Here is a 21491-nt window from a genome sequence, read left to right on the forward strand (position 1 = left end):
GACTGTAGTGGAAGCTGCTATCGCGCTATGAATGCGAAACGGGAAGGAAGCGGGCCAGAATGAAAATGATTTACGATGTTGCGGTGTTCCACGGGGACGGGATCGGCCCGGAAATTATGGCCCCTACGCTTGAAATTCTGCACCAACTCTCGCTAAGAAATCCAACCTACGAGCTGGCGTTTACAGACGCACCAGCTGGCGCAGGCCACTACGCCAAAACTGGAGAATCATTTCCGGCTGGATCACTCGAAACTGCACGCAATGCGGACGCAATTCTGCTGTCTGCAATGGGCTTGCCGGATGTTCGATATCCTGACGGAACCGAGATTTCACCGCAAATTGATCTGCGAAAGCAACTGGGACTTTTTGCTGGTGTGCGTCCTGTAAAAGTAAGCAGCGGACAAATGACCCCTTTGGCGCTGCCTCCCGGAAAAGAGATCGACTTTGTCTTGATACGCGAAAGCACAGAAGGACTGTTCTTCACCCAAGGCGCTGGCGAAGTTTCCGAACACGAAGCACGTGAAACTCTGCTGATCACTCGTGAGGTATCCGAAAAACTGTTCCGTTTCGCGTTTGAACTCGCCAAGAACCGCAAGGCATCCGGTCGCGGCCAAGGACGGGTTACATGTATCGACAAAGCCAATGTTTTCAGGGCCTTTGCATTCTTCAGATCTATCTTTGACGTGGAGGCTGCACGCCATCCCGATTTGAAAGCTGACCATGCCTATGTTGATGCCACCGCTCTATGGATGGTCCAAAAGCCTTGGGAATTCGATGTTTTGGTGACTGAGAACATGTTCGGAGATATCCTCTCCGACCTTGGTGCGGGTCTCATGGGCGGTCTTGGACTGGCGCCATCAGCGGATATCGGGTTGAACCACGCTGTTTTCCAACCCTGCCATGGTTCCGCTCCGGACATTGCGGGACGGGGTATTGCTAACCCTTTTGCGATGATCCTGTCCGCAGCAATGATGCTTGAATGGTTAGGTTTGACCCATGATCACCTAGGCCTGTCCAACGACGGCGAACGATTGCGTGAAGCCGTGGAAAAGGTGACTGCGAACGGACAGAACCTGACGCGTGACCTAGGTGGCACCGCCGGAACGCAGGACGCAGCCTCATCGGTATTGGAAGAATTGCGGGCATGAATACTCAACAAGCCATCAGGGTCGCGTGTGTGGGTGCGGGGTATTTCAGTAGGTTCCACTACGAAAGCTGGTCCCGAATGCCCGGAGCGGTTCCGATTGCATCCTGCAACCGTGATATCAACAAGGCGAAAGAAACAGGACTGGCGGCTTACGATGATCTGTCAAAAATGCTGGAGGCGGAAAAGCCAGATCTCGTGGACATCATCCTTCCACCTGTGGCGCAGGCCGACACCATCCGGACGGCACTGCGCTCTGGGATAAAGTGGGTGATCTGCCAAAAACCTTTCTGCATGTCTTTGGATGAAGCTGAGATGATTGTTTCAGAGGCTGAAGCGGTTGGGGCAACTATTGTTATACACGAAAACTTTCGCTTCCAGCCTTGGTATCGAGCAATCAAAGAGGCGATGGCCAAGGGTCGAATTGGAACTCCTCTACAAGCGACTTTCCGACTTCGACCCGGTGACGGACAGGGTCTACACGCCTACCTTGACCGGCAGCCGTACTTTCAGGACATGCCTCGTTTCCTTGTTCATGAAACAGCGGTTCACTGGGTAGACACGTTCCGGTTTCTGTTCGATGCGCCCAGTGCTGTTTACGCGGACTTGCGCCAAGTTAACTCCGTAATCGCGGGCGAGGACGCAGGCTACATCTTGTTTGACCACCCCAAAGGTTTGAAAGCTCTGTTCGATGGGAACAGGTGCCTTGACCACAGCGCCGAAAACCTGCGTCAGACCATGGGCGAAGCTCTCATCGAAGGAACGGAAGGATCACTGGTTCTTAGCGGCGACGGTTCAGTTGACCTCCGCGCTTTTGGAAAACAGGAGCGACAGCAGATTTTACCTCCGAGCGATCATGATGGGTTTGGAGGAGACTGCGTACACGCCTTGCAAAGTCACGTCGTTTCAGGCCTTGTAAAGGGCACGCCGCTGGAAAACACGGCTCGAGACTATTTGGACGTGATCCGCATCGAAGAGAACATCTATCTCTCGGCTGCGGAGGGACGAAAGATCAACCTGGAGACTCCGTGAAGGATCAGGACGCAAAAACTCTTTCCAATACGCAACGCGCTGTAAGAGATTTGCGGCGGATGATCCTGTCCGGCGAACTTGCAGCCGGAACTGACCATCTGGAATCGGAACTCGCCGAGACCCTTGGCATGTCCCGCACCCCGATACGGGAAGCTGCGCTTATGTTGGAAAGCAAGGGGTTGCTGGAAATGCGGCCCCGCAAAGGCGTGCGGATACTGCCTGTTTCATCAGACGATATGCGTGAAATTTACGACATACTGACGGAACTCGAGAGTCTCGCAGCACAGCGCGCTGCCGAAGCGGGCTATTCAGAAGATGAACTGGCGGTACTTGCTGGATCAATTGCAAAGATGGACCAAGCCATCGAAGCCGAAGACCTTGAAGCCTGGGCCAAGGCCGACGAGTTGTTTCACCAGGAGCTCGTTCGGTTGGGCGGCAACAAACGGGCCGAAGCGATTGTTGCCATGATGAGCGACCAGGTACGTCGCGCGCGCGCAACGACGTTGTTCATCAGGCCCCTGCCCGTCAAATCCAATGAAGATCACCGGGTTGTTTTCCAAGCGATTAGTGAAGGTCGTCCGGATGCTGCCCGTGAACGTCATCGAGAACACAGGCTGCAAGCGCAGGCTATGCTTTGCGGGATACTTGAAAAGCATCGGCTCAACAGCCTCTGATCTTCTCGTTTCCAATCCTTAATCGGCTAAAATAACTGCTTATTTTCGGCACTAAAAGCGCTCCGAATAATTGTCTGCCAAGGCAGTCCGCAGTTGAGCCCGGCTGTTCTGATTTTCTTTTTATAAATCACTCAGCCAATCACTGCATCGATTGGGGTTGATGTAGTACGAATTCGTATTAAATTAGTCCGATATCGCACTACTGGAGAGTCAACATGCCAAACCGAAGACGTTTTCTCAAGATTCTAGGCGGAGGCACAATACTGGCGGCAACGGGCGCGGTTGCGTTCCTCGCTACACGCACGCCGCATGACGCGCTGGCTCCGTGGACGCCAAAACCGAATGACGACCCACGTAAAGCCGCTTTATCCTACGCAATTCTCGCCCCCAATCCGCACAACTTGCAACCTTGGCTGGTTGAGTTGGCTGGACAAGACAAGGTGCGCATCCACCGTGATCCTGATCGCGAGCTTCCGGAAACCGATCCTTACCACCGCCAGCTCTATATTGGCCTCGGTGCATTTGTTGAGACTATGGTCCTGGCGGCAGGTGCACAGGGGTTTGATACCGAGGTCAAGTTACTGCCTGATGGAGATGACGGACCCGTCGCAGAAGCAGTGTTTGTGCCGGGCGGGGCATCCGATCCACTATCGGATCAAATCCTCAAACGGCATTCGAACAAAGAACCATACACTGAACAGCGCCTCTCTGCCGATCAAGTGGCTACGCTTGGCGACTATGCAACTTTGATTACCGACGAAGATTTGGTGACCCGTATTCAAGATCTTACGAAACGCGCTTTTGAAATCGAAATGCGAACGCCGCAGACCCTGAAAGAATCCGTCGACCTGATGCGGATCGGGAAAGCAGAAATCAACGCCAACCCGGACGGGATTGAATTGCGCGATCCCATGCTGGAAACGCTGCGACTTACCGGCCTATTGGACAATGAGACCCTGATGAACGTTGACCACCCAGGCACTCAGTCACACATGCGAGACTACTTCGCGATGCTAGACGCGACGCCGCAATACGCAGTCCTTACGACAGCCACAAATACGCGAAGCGATCAACTCGATGCCGGACGTCAATTGATGCGTTTTTACTTGAAGACAACCGAAATGGGCCTGGGCGTTCATCCGGTCAGTCAGGCCCTTCAGGAATATCCTGAGATGGCTAACGAATACGCGCTGGCTCATGAGCTTCTTGCGTCACCGGGCCACACAGTGCAAATGTTGCTGCGTTTGGGGCATGGACCCGAGCCAATCGCCACACCGCGCTGGCCGCTGGAGACACGAATTCTGAATGAAGCCTGAAGATGAGACCAACGAAGTCTACCGGTTCTTCACCGAGGTCGGGATCATCAATCAGTTGATCTCGACCAAGCTTGAAGCGTTCTTACCTGGTCGAATGACGGCGACTCAATTTGGAATTTTGGGCCATCTGGTACGGCGGCCCGAAGGTGAAACCCCACTGCAACTCTCAAACGCGTTTCAGGTGCCCAAGACGTCGATGACGCACATGCTCTCCAGTCTTGAAAATCATGCTCTGATTACCCTTGAAGCCAACCCCAATGACAAGCGTTCAAAAATTGTCCGGTCCACGCCGCAAGGCGCAGAGTTTTTGGAAGCTTGTATGGAGCGGATTTCGGAAGCCCTGGTTCCAATTTTGTTCCAACTCGGGCTCGATCCGTTTCACAATTCGTTGCCGAATCTGACGCTCATACGCGAAGCTTTGGACAGCGAACGGGACTAGGCAAAAACCGGTGTTAGCTAGAATACGAAGCCAAATTCTCAAACATCATGCAATCTCAGCCCGGGGGAAGCGGCGGTGATCCTTCAGGCAAAGTGGGCGTGTAGTTAAATGTCACAATCTTCGCGCCGCCGTCGAACGCCACGAACAGTTGGTTAGATCCCGGCCTACGCTACGACCCCAACTGTGGTGATTTCGTCAGCGACGGGAATAGCGCGCAACATGGCACCTGAAGCCTTGAAGCCTGACAGGGGTAAACTGATTTTGGTCCATTCTTCAGAAGTTGGAAACTCGGCCTGATAGTATTGCCATGGAAGCACTGTGCCACGTGTTCTGAGGTGAACGAAGTATTGCTCGCCGTTCCCTCGGACCAACAGTCTGACGCCTGATACACCCTCATCTGGCCGATCAGGCAACTTGCGTCGGAATTGGATGAAACCGCCGTTGTTTTCTGTACTGACGGTTCCGGTCAACCGCGCGAATGCAACATTACCTTCCGAACTAAACTGCACCTGCCCTGAAGAAACTCCGCCCATGACAGTGTCGGCAACGTAGTCCCAACGCGTCTCCGGAGACTTGGAGAAGTCTTCTGCAAGTTTTTCATCAGCCTGTGCCATTGTAGATCCGATGATATAAAGACTTGAAACAAGCCCAACAAATTTGGCACGCATATTGTTCCTTCTCAGTTCAGTATTGCAATGGAAAGGTTCAGTGCCGCGGCAAATGCGACCCATGCAAAGTAAGGCAAGAAGGCCAGTGCGGAGACCCGATCCGAGTTCCTGACCCGAGCGATGAACACGACGATGACAATCAGCAACGCGACAATGACCACAAGGGCAAACCACGGCAGTTGCAGTACAAAAAAGGTTGGGGACCACAAAAAATTCAGAGCCATCTGTGCCCACCACAGCTTCATGGCAGCCGAGCTTCGGTCTGTTTCGAACTGACGCCAACCCGCCATGGCGATCAACACATAAAGCACCGTCCAGACCGGGCCAAATATCCAATTTGGTGGATTGAAAGCAGGTTTAGAAAGCTGCGCATACCAATCGCCAGGTGCGGTCAGTGTCCCGATCAGGATGCCGCCTCCCAACATGAGCGCGAGAAATGCTATGCGGATCAACAAATTCGACATTGCGGGACTGCTTTCAGCAATCCTTGGTCGTCACGTTGACAAGCGCTTCGGAAGAGAAGGTTGCAGTACTGGTCTTATCCGCATCGGAATAAGACACCGTGGCGCCTTCTATCTCCGACCCTGTTACGGTGATTTCGCGTTGCCCGATGGTGTCATCCACATCGATGGTAAAGGCGAGTTTATCCCCGACTGCGAGGGAGGCGATCTGAAGTTCAATTGAATCTTGCCCGTCCACGACCGCTGGAATTTGCCGCAGAGCATCCGCACCCTCAACGAATTCGAGAGGTTGAAAGACCTCTACGCCTGCACCTTTTTCGGTAACGTCGAAAATCAGACGTCCGGCAGATTGCGACAAGTCGATTTTGAGGGTCGAAGCTTCAACTTCGCACGTTCCGACATTTGTCAGAACAAAACGGTCCTTGGGTGCGCCTTCTATAAAGCGAATTTGTACACCAGCATGAAGCGAAGTAGCTGCAAATAGTCCAAGGGTCGCTGCAAGAATACTCTTCGGGAGCATATTTATCTTCTTTCTAAAAGGTTCTTGATAGATACGCTTCGGCGGGTTTCTTGGATCAGACTTATGACTTTTGACTATCGTGGCTCAGCCGGCAGGAGTCTTCAAAGTTCCATGCACAGTAGTCACAACGGTTAAGTCAAAACATGCCATTTTCATTCGCGCTGTTTGCTGGAATTTCCTGAAGAACATCCCAGTGCTCGACAACCTTACCATCAGCATCCAGGCGAAAAATATCGATCCCTGCGTACTCGAGACCATCGGGCCAGATTTGGTGGCAATGCAGAATAACGTGGTCGTCTTCGGCAAACGCGCGTTTGATGTCCACTCGCTTTCCGGGGTGTTCGGCAGCCATGCGCTCGAAATACTCGACAAAGGCTTGCTTGCCGTCGCCAACATGCGGGTTGTGCTGCGTATAGGTTTCACCAACAAAGGTCGCTATGGCCTCGGCAGGTCGACACTCGTTGAACATCATTTCGTAGAAAGCGATGACGTTTTTCTTGTTTGTTTCGAGGTCCGGCATGCTGATCTCCAAATCGGTGTTTTTCTACCCAAAACCGTTGGCTCGTAAAGCACAGAAAACAAATAATAAGAATCTCGATCAATAGTTGGGAAAAGTAACGAGCTTTTTTGCGTTCCAACTATTTCGAGGATTTGCCAGTTAATCGGTATCCTCGAAGTCGATATGAATATGATTTCCATCAGGATCGGCCACATGGATTTGGATCATGCGGGGCACTGGGACTTCGGTTTTGCGATACTGCATCTGACGTGATGCCAGTTTTTCTTCAAATGGTCTCAATCTCAGTCATGCGCTGCCATAAAGTCCACGCTCATGTCATCCGTCGCAAAAAGGCTTCAGCCGACGTTAGGTGTTCCTTCTTGACCCACTAGGTGGAGCACGGCGTCATCACCCGCATACAACCATGCTCCAGGAAACGGAAAATCAGGACGAGCCCCGAGTCTCAAACCCAAGACCTCTTCATACCAAGTAACCATGTCAGACAACTTAGTTGTCACGATATTCACATGATCTAGTCGCTCAATTCTCATCTAAAAACCCTCAAGCACGAGCTTTCCTTTGGCCTTGCCACTTTCGAGGATAGCATGCGCTTTCATTAAGTTTGCAGCATTGATTGTACCAAGTGTATCGGTTGCTGTGGATCTGATCTTTCCATCGTCTATCAACCCGGCAACCTGATTCAGTATTTCGCTTTGACGATTCATATCTCCAGTCCCAAACAGCGACCGAGTGTACATGAACTCCCAATGCAAAGAGATCGATTTGGGTTTGAATGGCGCGATGTCAAAGGTCTCAGGATCATCGATCAACCCAAAGCGACCTTGAGGTGTCATCACCTCTCCGGCTTGAGTCGCATAAAGCTGGGAATGGTTCGTTGAATAGATGAAATCCACGCTTTCGATATCGAGAGCCCCGAGTTGTGTGCTAAAAGGTTCCGCATGGTTGATGACATGGTGTGCGCCAAGCTCTTGAACCCAGTCTTGTGTCTCGGGGCGGGACGCCGTCGCTATCACTGTCAATTCAGTGAGAGCCCGGGCCAATTGAATGGTGATTGACCCGACACCGCCTGCGCCACCTATAACCAGCAACGTATTTGTCCCGCCGGGAATGGCATCTTGGACTCGCAAGCGGTCGAACAGCATCTCATAAGCAGTGAGCGTCGTAAGCGGCATCGCCGCAGCCGCTGATGCAGGTATGGATTTAGGAGCAGCCCCCACGATGCGCTCATCCACAAGATGGTATTCGGCATTGGTTCCAGGCCGATTGATCGCCCCGGCATACCAAACGGTGTCTCCCGGTTTGAAAGTCTCGACCTCTTCGCCAACGGCTTCGACGATCCCTACGGCGTCCCACCCTAGAATGTCAGGTGCGGGACCCTCAGGAGCACGTCGTTGCCGAATTTTTGTGTCGACCGGGTTCACCGAAACGGCTTGCACTTCGACAAGCAAATCATGACCTGACGGGGTGGGTTTGTCTGCTTCGAATTCGATCAATGCATCCGCCTGATCAATTGGTCCGGCCGTACGAAATCCAACAGCTTTCATGGCGTGCTCCTCGTTCTGGTTCAAAATCAACCGATGACGGTCATCTCATTCAATGTGAATTCGGCGACCGCTCCGTCTGTCGCCGCCATGTATGCAGCCAGATGTGGGGCCCCCATATGAGTTTGCCAAAGCTCTCGGCTTTCCCAATTTTCATAAAACACGAAATGAGCCGGGTTATCGTTGTCTTGGTGCAGGTCGTAGTTGATGCAACCTTTTTCAGACCGGGTGATGTCGATGAGCTTGGTGAGCTCTGCTTTGACAAGGTCGATCTTGCCGGGGTTGGCTTTGATGTTGGCGACAATGGTCAGCTTGGCCATCAGGTCGTTCCTTTGCTGTTTCGTTGGTGTCGTAGATTTACGCCGCCGACAAAACGGGATAAACAGTCATTCATCGGAAATATAATCCGGAAATACCGACCAATGCTGCTCGACAACCTCCGCCTCTTCCTGACCATCGCCGAGAAAGGCAGCCTTGTCGCGGCGGCCCGAGAGACAGGTTTATCGAGTACAACTGTCTCCGAACGGCTCGCTACGCTGGAATCACACTACGGTGTGGTATTGTTCAACCGAACGACACGCTCAATCAGTTTGACCGAAGAGGGTCGGGTCCTGATCGATGGTGCCAAGAGCGTTCTCAGTGAAGTCACCGACCTCGACACCCGCATTCGCCTCGGCGCCGAAACCCTTTCTGGCCTGATCCGCGTCAGTGCGCCTATTGATTTTGGTCGTGGTGTTGTCTCTGATGTGATCGCTGAATTCACCGAAGAGAACCCGGCTGTGTCGATAGAACTGTCGCTATCCGATGGCTATGTCGATCTCGTGGGTCAGGGTTTTGACTTGGCTGTTCGGTTTGGGGACATCACCGACAGCTCACTCCGAATACGCAACCTTGGAAGCTACCCGCGTTTCGTCTGCGCAGCACCCAGCTATCTGGCGACATATGGAGCACCAGAACTGCCCGAAGACCTCGCAAATCATAACTGCCTGGTTATGCGTTTCGGTGGTTCGCTCGACAATGTTTGGGAGTTTGGCGCAGGCCGAGAACGCCAGCTTGTTCCAGTCAAGGGAAACCGAATTGTAAATGATGGCTCGCTTATCCGCAGTTGGGCTCTGGCAGGCCATGGCATTGTGTTGAAGTCGGAACTGGATGTTGGCGATGATGTCAGAGCCGGAAAGCTTGTGGCACTGTTAGGCGACTTCCTCCCACCACCCAAGCCGCTACAAATGATGTTTCCACCCGGTCGAGCCCAACCTCGCCGAGTGGCAGAGTTCGCGCAGTATCTACGCCGGAAAATGGGTGCGGTCTGACCCAAACGGGTACAAGCAGCTGCGAACTGTTCCAAGAGGGCAATTCTTCAGCGCTCAGTTTCAAGATCACTCAACGACCCACAACCTTTTTGGAAGTCGCGCTAGACCCAGACCATTCGATCCTCAAACCACATTTTACCACCTGAGATCATAACGATTCCAAGGCAGATGAACCCGATATCGAACTTCCACAATATCTGTAGGGACGCGCATAGCGCTGCATCCCTATCATTAATTTTATTCAGAAAGTCTGGGTGTCTTCGCCCATAATATTGCACAGCATTTGCGCATTAGTTTGCACGGTTCACTATACGCGCTCAATTGTCGATAGCCGTACAGTGGCTCGATCAACTTGAACGCACCGAAACTCAATCAAAAGTGCATTCTGATTGGAGCAATTCACCCCAAAATCGAACAACGCAACTCAATTGCGAGGTTAATCGCTCGACCATTTGCCGAACTCTTCGGGAAGGTTTCGCCAAGGGGCACCAGTCCGGGCGATCCAGAAAATTCCATCGAGAACACGGCGGTGGTTCGTGGGTTTTGCGCCCGTTCAGGGCGCGGACAGCCATGATAACACGCTTCAAGAACGTCCATTCCTTGTCCGACATCAGGTCTCGTGGCAAGCTGGTCTCCATTGCAGATACCAGCTTGAATAATACTTAAACCTCGGCGTGAATTCCTTTTGTCAACACGACCTAGCCCGCAATTGCGGTCGCGGCTAACCTGATGCACGATGCAGCGAAAGGAAACACTATGACCAAATCATTAAGAACTTGTTTGTCTTTGTGGTTGGTTGCAGTCGCTCCTGCGTATGCGCAACAACCTCCTCGTCTCGTTTTGCAGCTGACCGTTGACGCGTTTCGGGGCGATCTACCGGCACGCTACTTTGAGAATCTTGGGGAGGGTGGCCTTAAGTATTTACTAGAAAACGGTGTACACTATCTGGACGCCCATCACTGCCATGCCAATACAGAGACGGTTGTCGGACACGCTACATTGGCGACCGGGGCAACACCGGCAGTGCACGGGATGATCGGAAACACCTGGTTCGACAGAACCTTGGACCGCGTTGTCTACAACGTTGAAGACAGCACCGCTCCGCTTCTTGGAGATGGTGCTGGCGTCAATAACGATATTGAAATTGACCCAACACAGGCGGCAGCTGGCACAGATGGGCGGTCACCACGCGCTATGCTTGTTACGACGCTTTCGGACGAACTAAGCGCTTCCACTGCTGGTGCGGCCAAGGTCTTTGGAGTTTCAATCAAAGACCGTGGGGCTATTACAATGGCGGGACAAAGCGGCAAAGCCTTCTGGTTCTCAAAAGCCGCAAATCGTTTTGTCACAAGCTCCTATTATTACGACAAATACCCGGATTGGGTTTCCGCCTGGAATGACGCATCGCCGAGCGCCTCCTTTGAAGGAACCTCTTGGGAATTGATGCACCCAAAGGAAGCCTATCTCTTTGGCGACCGCGACAACCAACCATGGGAGACGGATGTCGCCGGGTTCGGCATAACCTTTCCTCATCGCTATTCTTCGACGCAAAATGGGTTTGACCCGCTAGAAAACCCCTACTTTACGACCTTTTTAACGCTTAGTCCCGCTGGCGACGATCTGACGGCGCAATTTGCCAAACGATTGATTGATGCCGAGGATATCGGGCAAGACGCGGTAACGGATTATCTGGCGATTAGCTTCTCGTCCGTGGACTACGTCAACCATGTGTTTGGCCCCTCCAGTCTTGAAGCCGAGGACACGATATACCGCCTCGATCAGACTCTCATGAATCTCTTCGCGTTTATCGACGACCGGATCGGGCTGGAAAACGTTTTGATCGTTCTATCGGCGGACCACGGCACCACTGATGCGCCGGGCTATTTGGAGAGTGTTGGCATCCGAACTGGCCTTGTTGCTCCAGACACCTGGGACCCGACGGAACAGATAGCCAAGCTTAAGGAGCGGTTTCGGATCACCGGGAAATTGCTTGAGGGTTATAATCACCCCTATCTCAATATCGCCCCCGAAGTATTGGCTCGCAGTGATATCGATTTACCCACGCTGGAGTCAGCTATTGCAGAAGAGCTTCTATCCTTTCCCGATGTGGCATTCGCCGTCCCCGGTACGGCTATCGAAGCAAACACCCTGCCCGATACCGGCATCATGCGCCTGGTCCGCAACAACTATCATCCCACCCGATCCGGGAACATATACGTAGTCTTCAAACCCGGTTGGTTCATCGCAGACTTTGATGGTCTGTCCGTCACATCCACCCACGGGTCACCGTGGCGCGGTGACACACATGTGCCGATTATCTTTGCTGGACCGAACTTAAAACCACAACGGGTCGCACGCCGTGTTTGCACGACTGCTCTCGCATCCACACTTTCTGCCTTATTGAGCACGGCACGTCCTAATGGTGCGAGTGGTGAGGTACTACAAGAAGTCTTGGATTAGACCGCTGTGACGCGCGAGACCTGATAACGAAGCACGCTGGGCTAGACGGCATCTTCCACACGTTATCCGCATATTCGCTGCTTCCTGGCAACTACGGCACCCGCCCAACGCAGCACTCTTTAGCGTACTCAGCTGCGGAGCAGATCTTCACGGAACATAACGTTCTGGCTTCGGAGACTGAATACTCTCCAAATATTCAGCAATTTCGATAAGTCTGGAAGGAATACGCGTAACCAAACCGTTGCCCGTATCGAATTCGACAGCAGGGCCGTCATTCAATTCGGTGATTATCGGCATGTCATCGCGAGGTTCTTGTACTTTCAAGTAACCGTCCAAGATCGACATGACCTCCAACATGGGCCACACGCCCCCCCTTCGGTCGGAAATCTTTGTTAAATCAGCAGGCTCTGTTTTCAAAGCAGCTGCGTCAGGTCCTTTTCCGGATGCATCGATTCCGTGACATCTGGCGCAATGCTCAACAAAGAGGTCTTTGCCAAGGTCCGAAAAATCGTCGGCCGCAGATATCGTTGCAGCCAAAGAAATGACTATGCTCGCAACGATCATGAAGTGCCGCATAAGCCGGAGGTCCTTTGTTATACGAGAGTTTACTACAACAGAAATGGACCGACATCTTCCCCCGGTCAACATCGGTCCTTTACCATAAAACATTCGCTATCCTGTGGCCCAAAACCGATTGATGGGGACAGGCAGCAGCGAGCTCAGAACAGCATCACCAATTAACATTCGAAATTTAGCATGTAATCACGTTCGTCTCTTTGACATAAATCATATGTCAACTCGCATTTAGCCAGAACTGGGCTCGACTTGCCAATTCGGCCAAAAGATCTTGAGTGTCTGCTTACGCCTAGCTGACAACGGCGCTTCACAATGCTAGGCCTGCAATAGTCACCGGGTCAAAAAAGGTGCAAGTCCAGAACACCGGCAAACGGTCAATTGCTGACCTAGCGCCAAGAACACTAATCTACTGTTGGATGCTTTCTAAGAAAAACAATAACCCTGCTAACTCGCGCGGAGTGGGCGTCAAGACACCCTCGATTTCAACCGGAACCAGGTCTTCCGCCATTTCCCCGCCAAACTCCGGCATAACCCGAGCAAGATGGCTGTTTTCTGGGTCGCCATAGATGTAGCTTAGTGCCCGTGCTTGAGGGAAAGTGCCTCCGTTCTCCACGCTCAATGTTGTCAAATCTGTTGGCGCAACGGAAAGACCGCTGCTTGCCGGGCCACCGCCTCTACCATCCACACCATGACAAGAAGTACAGTTTTCTGAGAAAAAGGCCGCCCCATCAGCGCGAGTGGGCATGACGTCGGCGTCAGGATACAGATCTGTACACGACACTGTGGCCAGAGCAATAAATCCAGCCGACAAAATAACCCACCTTTTAGCGTGCATGCTCTACCCCGGTTTTTAATCCAGCCTACGGTCTATTATAGCACATGGCAATGACAGCAACTGCGGTTAAAAATCAGGAAGGGTCAACTTTACAAACTCTTACAAGGACATGGACATTGCCGCTCACCATGGGCGGTGAAAGCTATTTCTAGACCTTCTATGTCTGTGGGCATTTCACTTTTGAGAATCTAAACAAAGTATACGACAATCTGGATTGGGAGATCCAAACATGCTGGAAACCTCGTCCCGAATAGTTTGGCTCGAAGCGATAGGGGCGATCCTAATGATCCTACTCGGGTCCGGGCTGCACTTTGCATTTGTTTTGCTAGGATGTTGGACGCCAGTGGCGCTTGTGGCAGCTGTCAACGAGTCAATTTGGGAACACTTAAAGCTGGCTTTTTGGCCAGGATTGTTTTGGGCCTGCCTAATGCCGCTTCCACCCCGACTTACAAGAAGGGACGTATTTAGTGCTAAAGGAGTTAGCCTCGCAATTACTGCTATTTTGATTGTAATAGTATTCACAGCATACACAGAGATATTTGAGCGCAACTTTTTGTTGATTGATATTGGGATATTTGTTGCAGCAATTTGCATCGGCCAGATCGTGTCAATTCTGTTGCTTGCTTACGAAGATCGAATGCGTGCACTCATTCATGTATTCGGCGTGTTTCTCCTTGGGGTTCAAGCTGTCGCCTATAGTACCCTAACATTTTTCCCTCTTAATCATTGGCTGTTCATTGAAGCACATTCTGGCACGATAGGTATTCCTGCCCGTTAGATGGACGGTCGGTCCTATTGGCGACGCATGCTTGCATCCCCATGAATTAAAAAAACGATTTTCCCAAGCTTGACGGGCGTTAAACAGGGCGTTTGAGTATAGGTATGGACCGTTGGATTTCGGATTCGATTGCCAAGATCAATGCAGATGCTCACCGCTCTGCCGATACGCACCTTTTCAAGCTTCCCGTCCGGGGGCTGAAGGGCGTAGACATCTATCTCAAGGATGAAAGTACACATCCCACTGGCAGCCTCAAGCACAGGCTGGCACGTTCGCTTTTCCTTTATGCGCTTGTAAACGGGAAAATAAGGGAAGGGACACGTGTAATCGAAGCCTCGTCTGGCAGCACTGCCGTTTCAGAAGCTTACTTCGCCCGTATGATCGGAGTGCCTTTTACCGCGGTTCTCCCAAAATCTACCGCCAAGAGCAAAATCGACCTAATCCGGTTCCAAGGTGGGGAAATCCACTTCGTCGATGCGGCGCCGGACATGCACAAGGCCTCGGTTGAACTGGCAGCTGAAGTCGGTGGCTACTTCATGGATCAGTTTAAGTACGCCGAGCGGGCGACGGATTGGAGAGGCAACAACAACATTGCAGAAAGCCTTTTTCGTCAGATGGAACGAGAGCCACATCCAATTCCATCGGTAATTGTGATGAGCGCGGGCACTGGCGGAACTTCAGCAACGTTGGGGCGGTACATTCGCTACAAAGGCTTTAACAGTGAATTGATTGTTGTGGACCCCGAAAACTCAGTGTTTTTTGATAGCTTTCGAACTGGAGACAGGACCCTGACCCGCCCCTGTTCAAGTCGTATTGAAGGTATCGGACGTCCTCGGGTAGAGAAGTCATTTTTAGCAGATGTAATCGACCGTATGATTCAAGTGCCGGATGCGGCAAGCATTGCGACTATGCTCTGGCTTGAAGATCGGATCAGGCGGCGGGCGGGCCCATCAACAGGCACAAACCTCTGGGGGGCTTTGCAAATTGCGCAAGAGATGGAGGCTGCCGGACGATCTGGCTCCATTGTCACTATTCTGTGTGACGACGGAAACCGTTATCTCGACACCTACTACGATCCGGAATGGGTGATGGAAAACTTCGGCGAAACCGCTTCTTACGAAGCTAATTTGGCGGCATATCACTGAATTCAAACGAAGAGGACGACATGAAAAGGGTGAAATTTGTGTTTGCTGCGCTTCTGGCATCAATGGTCGCCGTGGTGTTTTGCCCCACAACAGTTTTGGCCGCCTCCCAGGAAGCACAACGGATCATCGAAAGCGCGGCTGCTGATTGCAAAAACTTCGAGAATGGAGAGTTTGATCAGGGTGACGCTGTGACCGAGATCGAGCTGCGCTCACAGTTTGGCGCGGTTAAGGCTGAAATCGTAGATGAAAGCCAGTATTCCTGCTCTTCTGCTGCCTCTATGTACTGCGGAACAGGGGGTTGCATGCTCAATCTTATCGTCGACGATGAGACCATGTCATGGCAGGCAACGGGTTGGCGTCTTATTGACTGGGGGCCTGACCGTATACTGCTTATTGGACGAGACGGTGGTTGGTGCGGAGGCGCAGGAGCCGAGGTTTGTTACGAGGCTCTGGTTTGGAGTAATGGGAAGATTCTAACCGTAGGTTCGTCGCCAGAGTAAGACCGCGCAGCGCTAGCGGTTGTTTTACGCGCTTGGCCTAATGGGCCAGAACTTTTGGATCGAGCTTTATCTGTTCGACGACGATTTCCTAAAATTTCGACTTATTACCGAAACAAAAAACTTTTCCGCGAGGGCGATGGCAGACATGAAGATGATAAAGCACCTGTCATAACGGGTCGCGACCCGGAACCGCTCTTTCAGCCGTCCAAATAAGTTCTCAATCTTGTGACGGATTCGATAAATCTTGGCAAAATATGGTGCAAAATCTTTGCGGTTCTGTTCCGTTTCTCTGGATTCGCAAGACCCGCTAGTGAATAACCGCTTCTAGCCGCAAGCAGCCAGTGATGCTCACCTCAGAGAACGGCAGCACCGAACTCTAAGCCGACCTTCAAAGAAATATTGTAAACTTCGAATTACGAGCAAATCAGGCGTTCGGCTAGGTTCACGTTTTCAGAAAAATGGAATCGCATTTCTTTTCTGGGCATTGGATCGGGCGATTGAAAGTTAAAGCCTAAATACTTCTGTGAGGGTAAACCGATAGGAAGAATTGCCGAAAACAATGTATTCAGTGAGAAAGCCAAATTGCTTAAGTGAGGGACGCCGTGACTTCTGAGAACACCCTAATCTACCTGTCTGACGACGATCTCGGGGGTTTAGGCGTCCAACCTTCTGAAGTTGCCGATGCCATCGAGGCTGCCCTAATAGCCAAGGCAGATGGAAAGCTTCATACTTCTCCCAAGACAGTCATCTTGCCCGCCGACGGGCGCTATGCAATGTCAACTTTGGCAATGGGAGATGATGGATTCATCGTGACCAAGCAGGTTACAGTGTGTCCGGAAAATCCGGCGAGGGGTCTCCCTGCGATAAACGGTGCCATCATGGTTATGGATGCGCAAACAGGACAACTTCGCGCGGTCTTGGGGGCGAATTGGATTACGGCAGTCAGAACTGCGGCGCTGTCAGTGGTAGCAGCGCGTCGGCTTGCTGACCCTCATGCCGAGACGGTGGCATTTGTAGGCGCGGGTGTGCAGGCTCACTCCCACCTAGTCGCGTTTTCAGAACTATTTCCCCTGAAACGAATTCGCGTGTTCGGACGTGGTAAAGAGAATGCCGACAAGCTTTGTCGTTTTGCTCGCGGCATGGGTCTCGAAGCCGAAACATGCGCCAATGCCAAAGACGCTTTGAGTGATGCCGAACTGATAGTGACATCGATAACGTTGGACTACTCTATTGAACCCTTCTTGGATGCCCGATGGCTGAAGCCGACTGCCTTCGCCACCATAACTGATGCGTGCATCCCGTGGGTGCCGGCGCATATGACTGCTTTCAAAACGGTAATTATCGACGACCGTTTGCAGGAATTGGAAAGCGACAAGCCGATGTTGCCATACGAGCAAGTTGCCGGCGACTTGACGGAATTGGTTACTGGCAATGTTGACGTCCGAGCACGCAATATGCCGGCGGCTTTTGCTTTCAGAGGGATTTCATTGGGGGATTATGCTGCTTCGGTCCTCGCAGTTCGCCGGTTCACCGAAAAACCCGTGAAGTGAGGCCAAAGACATGAACACCCACTTTTATTTTGATACCGGAATGGTCGCTTTGGGCCCAGATTTGCCGTTCTCTGCGATCAGTTCAATTAGTTGGCCGCAGCCCAAAACGGACATACGAATTGGCACCGCAATGTTAAACTGGACGGGTAATTTGTTATCGAGATACTTGATTGCAGATTTCAGTTGATAGGAGTGCGCTACTTGCGCACCCCAATTCTTTGAATGGTGCCGTTTATTGCCGCTTCAGCATCCGTTTCGCAGCGGCTTCCAGACTTTCATAGCTGTCGCCAGACACCGATACGGCCACTTTCTGGATTGTTCCGCCTTCGAATTCTCCCGGTGTGCTGTACAGTTGGCTGACAGCGTCACCGCTATCGTATCCGATGCACAACCCATCCCCGGACAGCGTAAATTTGCCAGATTGCGCGCGCATGTCACCCGAAGCCACCTCCTGATCATCGATGTAGAGGTTCATCGATCCCAAGACCTCACCGTTGTCACCGGTGCCAGGACAAAGCCAAACCTGGCCCGTGCGGCAGGTCACGGAACGCTGGATCTCTTTACTTTTGGACTCTGGGAAGTTGTTGGTGGCCCGCTAGAGGTGGCACATGCGCGCCGGGTTCTGGTCACCGCCCGATATGACCAATCAGGGAAACTGCTTCAAATGACCAGCAAACCCAAACCTATCCTCTAATCACGCCTTTGGGTCACCGCTGAACTGAAACGGGAAAGCGAAGACTTCAATGCCCCCACTAACTGACGGTCACTCCCGCTGGTGCATCAAGCATGGCCAGCGACCAGATGCCTTGTCCAAACGAACAACAGAATGGATCTTAAAATGAAAACGATCACAATGATCACACTGGCTGCAATGATGCCAACTCTGTCCTTAGCAGATGAAAGCTGGACCGGCTTCAATGCAGGTTTGCAGCTCTCGACAATCGATGTTTCCGAGGGCAACAAAGACAATGGGAATGCAACTCTGGGCCTTCATGCTGGTTATCTTCACGATTTTGACGGCTACGTAATTGGCGGTGAACTTTCTTATGACGCGGGCGCTGAGGTTGAGGCAGGAGGGGAAGCTGAAAAAGTCGATACCCTGCGCCTGAAGTTTAAAGGCGGGCACGTATTTGGCCGGACATATCTCTATGGCGTGGTTGGCTATGCAAAAATCGATGGCGGATCTAAGAGCGAAGATGGCTATTCTGCGGGAGTTGGTGTGACTTATCGAGCGACGGACAAGATTTTGATTGGTCTTGAATACCTGCGAGACACATATGACACGTCGGGTGATGACATCACGGCGGACTCCGTCGCGCTTCGATTGTCCTACAAGTTCTAGTTGAAGCCGGTCGAGAATTCCAAAATGGTGGGGGGCCGCTGACTGCTACGCACCCCCACCTAAAGAAATTCAGCGTGTAGTGAGTTTTTTGCGAGGCATTTGGCTAGACAGGTTCGTATTTCGGTCGAAGTCTGCTTTGAATGGCAAAACTCCCTCTGTCAGAGTGGTGGGTCTTGGAGTTGAACAGATGGACATAGCGCGATTTTCCGAACACCTCATGGGCATGAAGGACGAGGTTTGGTTGCGGCATGCAAACCCTTGGTCAGTCTGGACCCGCGTGCTGACACCGTTGCCTCTATTGGCGCTGGCGATCTGGAGTCGGGTTTGGATTGGTGGTTGGGCATGGGTTGCCGTCGGCGTGGTTTTGGTCTGGGTCTGGATCAATCCGCGCGCGTTTTCCCGACCTAAGACCTTCGAGAGCTGGTCAGCCCAAGGTGTATTGGGCGAGCGTGTCTGGCTGCGACACCGAGACAAGATTGCGGCTCATCATATACGAGTGGCCAAAGCACTGGCCTATGTCAGCGGATTAGGTCTTCTGCCGTTTGCATACGGCCTTTGGCTATTCGACTTGGGGTTCACATGCCTCGGCATAGTTGTGATCTCAGGTGGAAAGATGTGGTTTGTTGACCGAATGGCGTGGATCTGGAGCGACTTTCTGCGTAATGGTGGGGTGCTGGAAGACCTGGCGGCTGGGACGTAGGCCCAATCACTTATCTTTCTACGCCAGCCCCCAAGTCTTGCTCCGCGGGCAGGCTCCTGCCTTTCAGCAAAAGATTAACCGGAATCGTGGGTCAATTGGATCGCCTGAATCAAAGAAGCGTTTGCCACCATCGTGCAATCAAGCTTTAGGTTTCAGCGGATCAGAGGCGCACTCATTATCTTCTTTCTCTCGATGTCCAACTCGTCGATTCCTGCATCTCTAAGCAGTCGATGCGTCAGGTGGACCGGGTCGCGACCTGTTTGTATCGACGGCTTGAGAAAGCCCAGAAGCCATCCCCTCAAATCAAATCGGCCAAAGTGCTTTGGAGCTGCCTTAGTTTCGTGAATCTCAAACTCGTTTTTATCAATTGGTTTCATAGTCGCCTCCAGAAATTGTCTTTCCTCGACCATGCAACGCTGCGGCCTTCGCCCTCAAACGTTGATACTTGACACCCATTGTTCCAAAAAGTCACAAAGGGTCGTGCCGAGACTTTTACCCCCCCTAAACGCATTGCGCGCCTTTGAATCGGCGGGTCGATTGGGCAGTTTCACCAAGGCCGCCGCAGAGTTGGGCGTCTCCCATTCCGCCATTTCCCGACATGTAAGAGGGCTGGAGGCACGTCTGAACGTTCATCTCTTCCGCACCCAGAACAGCGGTGTTGCACTGACCGATCAAGGTCGAACATACCTGACTGAGATTACTCCGGCCTTTGACCGGATCGCTCTGGCTACGGAGGTACTTTCGGTTCCTCCCAAAGGCACCGTTACGCTGACGACAGAAACCACAGTTGCCCAGAAATGGTTAATCCCACGGCTTGCAAGTCTTAAGACCCGTCACCCCGAAATTGATCTGAAACTGTCCGTAACTACTAAGGTCATGGATATTGAGGCCCATGATTTCGACATTGGGGTGAGATATTTGAGAACCGGATCGGTTGATGGATACCATCTGCTGTTTCAATCTGAAGTTCGGGCTTATGCAGCACCCGGCTTTGCGCCGATTTCAGATGGCAAATTGGATATTGAGGCGCTTGCTCGCGGCCCTTTGATTGAAGAAGCTACGTTCAGCCTGTGGACTGATTGGTTCAAGCGGGTCGGACTTAATGAGGTCCCTGACCTCAAATTGCCCCATCCACTTGGCGCATTATTGGCAATCCAATCGGCAGTTGCCGGTCTAGGAGCAGTGCTGATGGACAAGAATTTATGTGGACCTGAACTTCAATCGGGCGTTTTGGTTGAACTCGCGGACATCGAAATCCCATTCGGCGGGTATTACCTGGCAGTCAACAATCGCGCCGGGCGCCGCAAAGCCGTTCGCGCCGTCTGCCAATGGCTGCTCGATGAATGCGCAAGCAACTGAGGAAACGAAAGGCTGAAAGCCCGTGCTATTGATTTATCGCAATTCGCAAAAGATTGAGACGATCCCGTCGACTGTTACTGCTTTGTCCCTTTTCAAACACAATCACCAAGCGCCAAAAACTAACATTGTGCCAAGTATTTACGCCATTTGTTTTGGGAGAAATACCGAATGACTAGTTCAGAGATCGTAGTTCGACGAATGTCAGATACAGACAATGATGCAATGTCTAAACTGCTTGGTGATGTTTTTAGCAGGCGTGATCCTCCCACCGTTTCAACTAAGTTCTCGCTTGAAAAGCTCGAAAAGATCGCCGAACTATTTGGATCAAAATCAGCAAAGGAGGGTTTGTCGTCTGTTGCTCTCGATGAAGCTTCTGGTGAAATAGTAGGCGCAGTTCTGGCACATTCGGCAAACCTTGGCATGGTTGGCTCAGCCACAGTCTACAGTCCTGAAGCGGGACCATTTGAGATACTTGCGAAATTCCACCTCAGAATTCGAGGGATGATTGCTTATCTCTGAGCCTGGTCCCCTGCCATTTCCAGAAGTCGGTAAGGGCTGCCTTTTCCCGGACACATGTCGATTGTTCAACCTTCAAATTCATTCGCATTCAAAAGTTCCAAT

At 51.9% G+C, this 21491-nt stretch carries 26 protein-coding genes and 1 pseudogene; 15 read left to right on the plus strand and 12 right to left on the minus strand.

What is annotated here, in order from left to right:
- Positions 1 to 59 precede the first annotated feature (59 nt).
- From D1823_RS13405 to D1823_RS13425, 5 genes are all read left to right on the plus strand, one after another.
- Positions 60 to 1148 carry an isocitrate/isopropylmalate dehydrogenase family protein gene (locus D1823_RS13405; RefSeq protein ID WP_117870798.1) on the plus strand — a complete coding sequence of 363 codons (1089 nt, stop codon included), beginning with the start codon at positions 60 to 62 and terminating at the stop codon, positions 1146 to 1148.
- Positions 1145 to 2176 carry a Gfo/Idh/MocA family protein gene (locus D1823_RS13410; protein ID WP_117870800.1) on the plus strand — a complete coding sequence of 344 codons (1032 nt, stop codon included), beginning with the start codon at positions 1145 to 1147 and terminating at the stop codon, positions 2174 to 2176. Before D1823_RS13405 ends, D1823_RS13410 begins: the two co-directional genes overlap by 4 nt.
- Positions 2173 to 2850 carry a GntR family transcriptional regulator gene (locus D1823_RS13415; protein ID WP_254683736.1) on the plus strand — a complete coding sequence of 226 codons (678 nt, stop codon included), beginning with the start codon at positions 2173 to 2175 and terminating at the stop codon, positions 2848 to 2850. The genes D1823_RS13410 and D1823_RS13415 overlap by 4 nt, the downstream gene beginning before the upstream one ends.
- Before the next feature lie 215 nt (positions 2851 to 3065).
- Positions 3066 to 4166 (plus strand): nitroreductase family protein, encoded by a 1101-nt coding sequence (locus D1823_RS13420; RefSeq protein WP_117870802.1) that lies wholly within the window; start codon positions 3066 to 3068, stop codon positions 4164 to 4166.
- Complete coding sequence (locus tag D1823_RS13425; protein WP_117870804.1) at positions 4156 to 4605, plus strand: MarR family winged helix-turn-helix transcriptional regulator; 450 nt, start codon at positions 4156 to 4158, stop codon at positions 4603 to 4605. Before D1823_RS13420 ends, D1823_RS13425 begins: the two co-directional genes overlap by 11 nt.
- A gap of 164 nt (positions 4606 to 4769) precedes the next feature.
- Here the strand turns inward: D1823_RS13425 and D1823_RS13430 are convergent, their stop codons facing one another.
- The 7 genes from D1823_RS13430 to D1823_RS13460 all read right to left on the minus strand — a co-directional run bounded on the left by D1823_RS13430 (position 4770) and on the right by D1823_RS13460 (position 8635).
- Positions 4770 to 5273 (minus strand): CIA30 family protein, encoded by a 504-nt coding sequence (locus D1823_RS13430; RefSeq protein WP_205511843.1) that lies wholly within the window; start codon positions 5271 to 5273, stop codon positions 4770 to 4772.
- 11 nt (positions 5274 to 5284) lie between these two features.
- Positions 5285 to 5737, minus strand: a complete 453-nt coding sequence (locus tag D1823_RS13435) for a TspO/MBR family protein (protein WP_117870806.1) — start codon at positions 5735 to 5737, stop codon at positions 5285 to 5287.
- A gap of 13 nt (positions 5738 to 5750) precedes the next feature.
- Positions 5751 to 6254, minus strand: coding sequence for an aggregation factor core (locus tag D1823_RS13440; protein ID WP_117870809.1), 504 nt, complete (start codon positions 6252 to 6254; stop codon positions 5751 to 5753).
- A gap of 136 nt (positions 6255 to 6390) precedes the next feature.
- Entirely contained in the window at positions 6391 to 6774 is a 384-nt protein-coding gene (locus D1823_RS13445; protein WP_117870811.1) for a nuclear transport factor 2 family protein, read from the minus strand.
- Positions 6775 to 7109: 335 nt separating this feature from the next.
- Positions 7110 to 7304 (minus strand): VOC family protein, encoded by a 195-nt coding sequence (locus D1823_RS22300; protein ID WP_117870813.1) that lies wholly within the window; start codon positions 7302 to 7304, stop codon positions 7110 to 7112.
- Entirely contained in the window at positions 7305 to 8318 is a 1014-nt protein-coding gene (locus tag D1823_RS13455) for a zinc-binding alcohol dehydrogenase family protein (protein ID WP_117872893.1), read from the minus strand.
- Between the two features lie 26 nt (positions 8319 to 8344).
- On the minus strand, positions 8345 to 8635 hold the full coding sequence (locus D1823_RS13460) for a putative quinol monooxygenase (RefSeq protein ID WP_117870815.1): 291 nt from the start codon (positions 8633 to 8635) through the stop codon (positions 8345 to 8347).
- 102 nt (positions 8636 to 8737) lie between these two features.
- Between D1823_RS13460 and D1823_RS13465 the strand changes: the two genes are divergently transcribed.
- Entirely contained in the window at positions 8738 to 9625 is an 888-nt protein-coding gene (locus D1823_RS13465) for a LysR family transcriptional regulator (protein ID WP_117870817.1), read from the plus strand.
- A 442-nt stretch (positions 9626 to 10067) separates the two neighbouring features.
- Here D1823_RS13465 and D1823_RS13470 read toward each other — a convergent pair.
- A pseudogene (locus D1823_RS13470) lies at positions 10068 to 10263 on the minus strand (transposase); the annotation flags it as partial.
- Positions 10264 to 10381: 118 nt separating this feature from the next.
- On the opposite strand from D1823_RS13470, the gene D1823_RS13475 reads away from it, so the two are divergent.
- Positions 10382 to 12085 carry an alkaline phosphatase family protein gene (locus D1823_RS13475; RefSeq protein ID WP_117870819.1) on the plus strand — a complete coding sequence of 568 codons (1704 nt, stop codon included), beginning with the start codon at positions 10382 to 10384 and terminating at the stop codon, positions 12083 to 12085.
- 147 nt (positions 12086 to 12232) lie between these two features.
- Here D1823_RS13475 and D1823_RS13480 read toward each other — a convergent pair whose 3' ends face one another.
- Together D1823_RS13480 and D1823_RS13485 are read right to left on the minus strand one after the other, a co-directional pair.
- Positions 12233 to 12649, minus strand: coding sequence for a c-type cytochrome (locus D1823_RS13480; protein ID WP_162896839.1), 417 nt, complete (start codon positions 12647 to 12649; stop codon positions 12233 to 12235).
- Positions 12650 to 13067: 418 nt separating this feature from the next.
- On the minus strand, positions 13068 to 13496 hold the full coding sequence (locus D1823_RS13485; protein WP_254683737.1) for a cytochrome c: 429 nt from the start codon (positions 13494 to 13496) through the stop codon (positions 13068 to 13070).
- A 229-nt stretch (positions 13497 to 13725) separates the two neighbouring features.
- On the opposite strand from D1823_RS13485, the gene D1823_RS13490 reads away from it, so the two are divergent.
- From D1823_RS13490 to D1823_RS13510, 4 genes are all read left to right on the plus strand, one after another.
- Positions 13726 to 14274, plus strand: coding sequence for a DUF6512 family protein (locus D1823_RS13490; protein WP_117870823.1), 549 nt, complete (start codon positions 13726 to 13728; stop codon positions 14272 to 14274).
- A gap of 104 nt (positions 14275 to 14378) precedes the next feature.
- Positions 14379 to 15419: a PLP-dependent cysteine synthase family protein gene (locus tag D1823_RS13495; protein ID WP_117870825.1), complete on the plus strand. Its 1041-nt coding sequence runs from the start codon at positions 14379 to 14381 to the stop codon at positions 15417 to 15419.
- A 20-nt stretch (positions 15420 to 15439) separates the two neighbouring features.
- On the plus strand, positions 15440 to 15919 hold the full coding sequence (locus tag D1823_RS13500; protein WP_117870827.1) for a hypothetical protein: 480 nt from the start codon (positions 15440 to 15442) through the stop codon (positions 15917 to 15919).
- Positions 15920 to 16521: 602 nt separating this feature from the next.
- A complete protein-coding gene (locus D1823_RS13510; protein ID WP_162896840.1) occupies positions 16522 to 17469 on the plus strand; it encodes an ornithine cyclodeaminase family protein in 948 nt (315 codons plus the stop codon).
- 232 nt (positions 17470 to 17701) lie between these two features.
- Here the strand turns inward: D1823_RS13510 and D1823_RS13515 are convergent, their stop codons facing one another.
- Positions 17702 to 17944 carry a hypothetical protein gene (locus D1823_RS13515; RefSeq protein WP_162896841.1) on the minus strand — a complete coding sequence of 81 codons (243 nt, stop codon included), beginning with the start codon at positions 17942 to 17944 and terminating at the stop codon, positions 17702 to 17704.
- A gap of 363 nt (positions 17945 to 18307) precedes the next feature.
- Here D1823_RS13515 and D1823_RS13520 point away from each other — a divergent pair, with 363 nt between their 5' ends.
- Both D1823_RS13520 and D1823_RS13525 read left to right on the plus strand, forming a co-directional pair.
- Entirely contained in the window at positions 18308 to 18811 is a 504-nt protein-coding gene (locus tag D1823_RS13520; protein ID WP_162896842.1) for an outer membrane protein, read from the plus strand.
- Between the two features lie 187 nt (positions 18812 to 18998).
- Positions 18999 to 19511, plus strand: a complete 513-nt coding sequence (locus tag D1823_RS13525) for a DUF6653 family protein (RefSeq protein ID WP_117872895.1) — start codon at positions 18999 to 19001, stop codon at positions 19509 to 19511.
- Between the two features lie 152 nt (positions 19512 to 19663).
- On the opposite strand, the gene D1823_RS13530 is transcribed toward D1823_RS13525, so the two are convergent.
- Entirely contained in the window at positions 19664 to 19888 is a 225-nt protein-coding gene (locus D1823_RS13530; RefSeq protein ID WP_162896843.1) for a hypothetical protein, read from the minus strand.
- 31 nt (positions 19889 to 19919) lie between these two features.
- Here D1823_RS13530 and D1823_RS13535 point away from each other — a divergent pair, with 31 nt between their 5' ends.
- A complete protein-coding gene (locus D1823_RS13535; RefSeq protein ID WP_117870839.1) occupies positions 19920 to 20870 on the plus strand; it encodes a LysR substrate-binding domain-containing protein in 951 nt (316 codons plus the stop codon).
- 168 nt (positions 20871 to 21038) lie between these two features.
- Positions 21039 to 21389, plus strand: coding sequence for a hypothetical protein (locus D1823_RS13540; protein WP_117870841.1), 351 nt, complete (start codon positions 21039 to 21041; stop codon positions 21387 to 21389).
- The last annotated feature ends 102 nt before the right edge of the window (positions 21390 to 21491 follow it).

This window comes from Ruegeria sp. AD91A, assembly GCF_003443535.1.
GTDB lineage: Bacteria > Pseudomonadota > Alphaproteobacteria > Rhodobacterales > Rhodobacteraceae > Ruegeria.

Coding starts and splice junctions, on each gene's coding strand:
- D1823_RS13535 (WP_117870839.1), top strand. CDS start 19,920: ATGCAACGCTGCGGCCTTCGCCCTCAAACGTTGATACTTGACACCCAT.
- D1823_RS13445 (WP_117870811.1), bottom strand. CDS start 6,774: ATGCCGGACCTCGAAACAAACAAGAAAAACGTCATCGCTTTCTACGAA.
- D1823_RS13425 (WP_117870804.1), top strand. CDS start 4,156: ATGAAGCCTGAAGATGAGACCAACGAAGTCTACCGGTTCTTCACCGAG.
- D1823_RS13495 (WP_117870825.1), top strand. CDS start 14,379: ATGGACCGTTGGATTTCGGATTCGATTGCCAAGATCAATGCAGATGCT.
- D1823_RS13435 (WP_117870806.1), bottom strand. CDS start 5,737: ATGTCGAATTTGTTGATCCGCATAGCATTTCTCGCGCTCATGTTGGGA.
- D1823_RS13405 (WP_117870798.1), top strand. CDS start 60: ATGAAAATGATTTACGATGTTGCGGTGTTCCACGGGGACGGGATCGGC.
- D1823_RS13430 (WP_205511843.1), bottom strand. CDS start 5,273: ATGCGTGCCAAATTTGTTGGGCTTGTTTCAAGTCTTTATATCATCGGA.
- D1823_RS13440 (WP_117870809.1), bottom strand. CDS start 6,254: ATGCTCCCGAAGAGTATTCTTGCAGCGACCCTTGGACTATTTGCAGCT.
- D1823_RS13480 (WP_162896839.1), bottom strand. CDS start 12,649: ATGATCGTTGCGAGCATAGTCATTTCTTTGGCTGCAACGATATCTGCG.
- D1823_RS13410 (WP_117870800.1), top strand. CDS start 1,145: ATGAATACTCAACAAGCCATCAGGGTCGCGTGTGTGGGTGCGGGGTAT.
- D1823_RS13540 (WP_117870841.1), top strand. CDS start 21,039: ATGACTAGTTCAGAGATCGTAGTTCGACGAATGTCAGATACAGACAAT.
- D1823_RS13420 (WP_117870802.1), top strand. CDS start 3,066: ATGCCAAACCGAAGACGTTTTCTCAAGATTCTAGGCGGAGGCACAATA.
- D1823_RS13490 (WP_117870823.1), top strand. CDS start 13,726: ATGCTGGAAACCTCGTCCCGAATAGTTTGGCTCGAAGCGATAGGGGCG.
- D1823_RS13455 (WP_117872893.1), bottom strand. CDS start 8,318: ATGAAAGCTGTTGGATTTCGTACGGCCGGACCAATTGATCAGGCGGAT.
- D1823_RS13500 (WP_117870827.1), top strand. CDS start 15,440: ATGAAAAGGGTGAAATTTGTGTTTGCTGCGCTTCTGGCATCAATGGTC.
- D1823_RS13525 (WP_117872895.1), top strand. CDS start 18,999: ATGGACATAGCGCGATTTTCCGAACACCTCATGGGCATGAAGGACGAG.
- D1823_RS22300 (WP_117870813.1), bottom strand. CDS start 7,304: ATGAGAATTGAGCGACTAGATCATGTGAATATCGTGACAACTAAGTTG.
- D1823_RS13485 (WP_254683737.1), bottom strand. CDS start 13,496: ATGCACGCTAAAAGGTGGGTTATTTTGTCGGCTGGATTTATTGCTCTG.
- D1823_RS13515 (WP_162896841.1), bottom strand. CDS start 17,944: ATGAACCTCTACATCGATGATCAGGAGGTGGCTTCGGGTGACATGCGC.
- D1823_RS13460 (WP_117870815.1), bottom strand. CDS start 8,635: ATGGCCAAGCTGACCATTGTCGCCAACATCAAAGCCAACCCCGGCAAG.
- D1823_RS13520 (WP_162896842.1), top strand. CDS start 18,308: ATGAAAACGATCACAATGATCACACTGGCTGCAATGATGCCAACTCTG.
- D1823_RS13475 (WP_117870819.1), top strand. CDS start 10,382: ATGACCAAATCATTAAGAACTTGTTTGTCTTTGTGGTTGGTTGCAGTC.
- D1823_RS13465 (WP_117870817.1), top strand. CDS start 8,738: ATGCTGCTCGACAACCTCCGCCTCTTCCTGACCATCGCCGAGAAAGGC.
- D1823_RS13530 (WP_162896843.1), bottom strand. CDS start 19,888: ATGAAACCAATTGATAAAAACGAGTTTGAGATTCACGAAACTAAGGCA.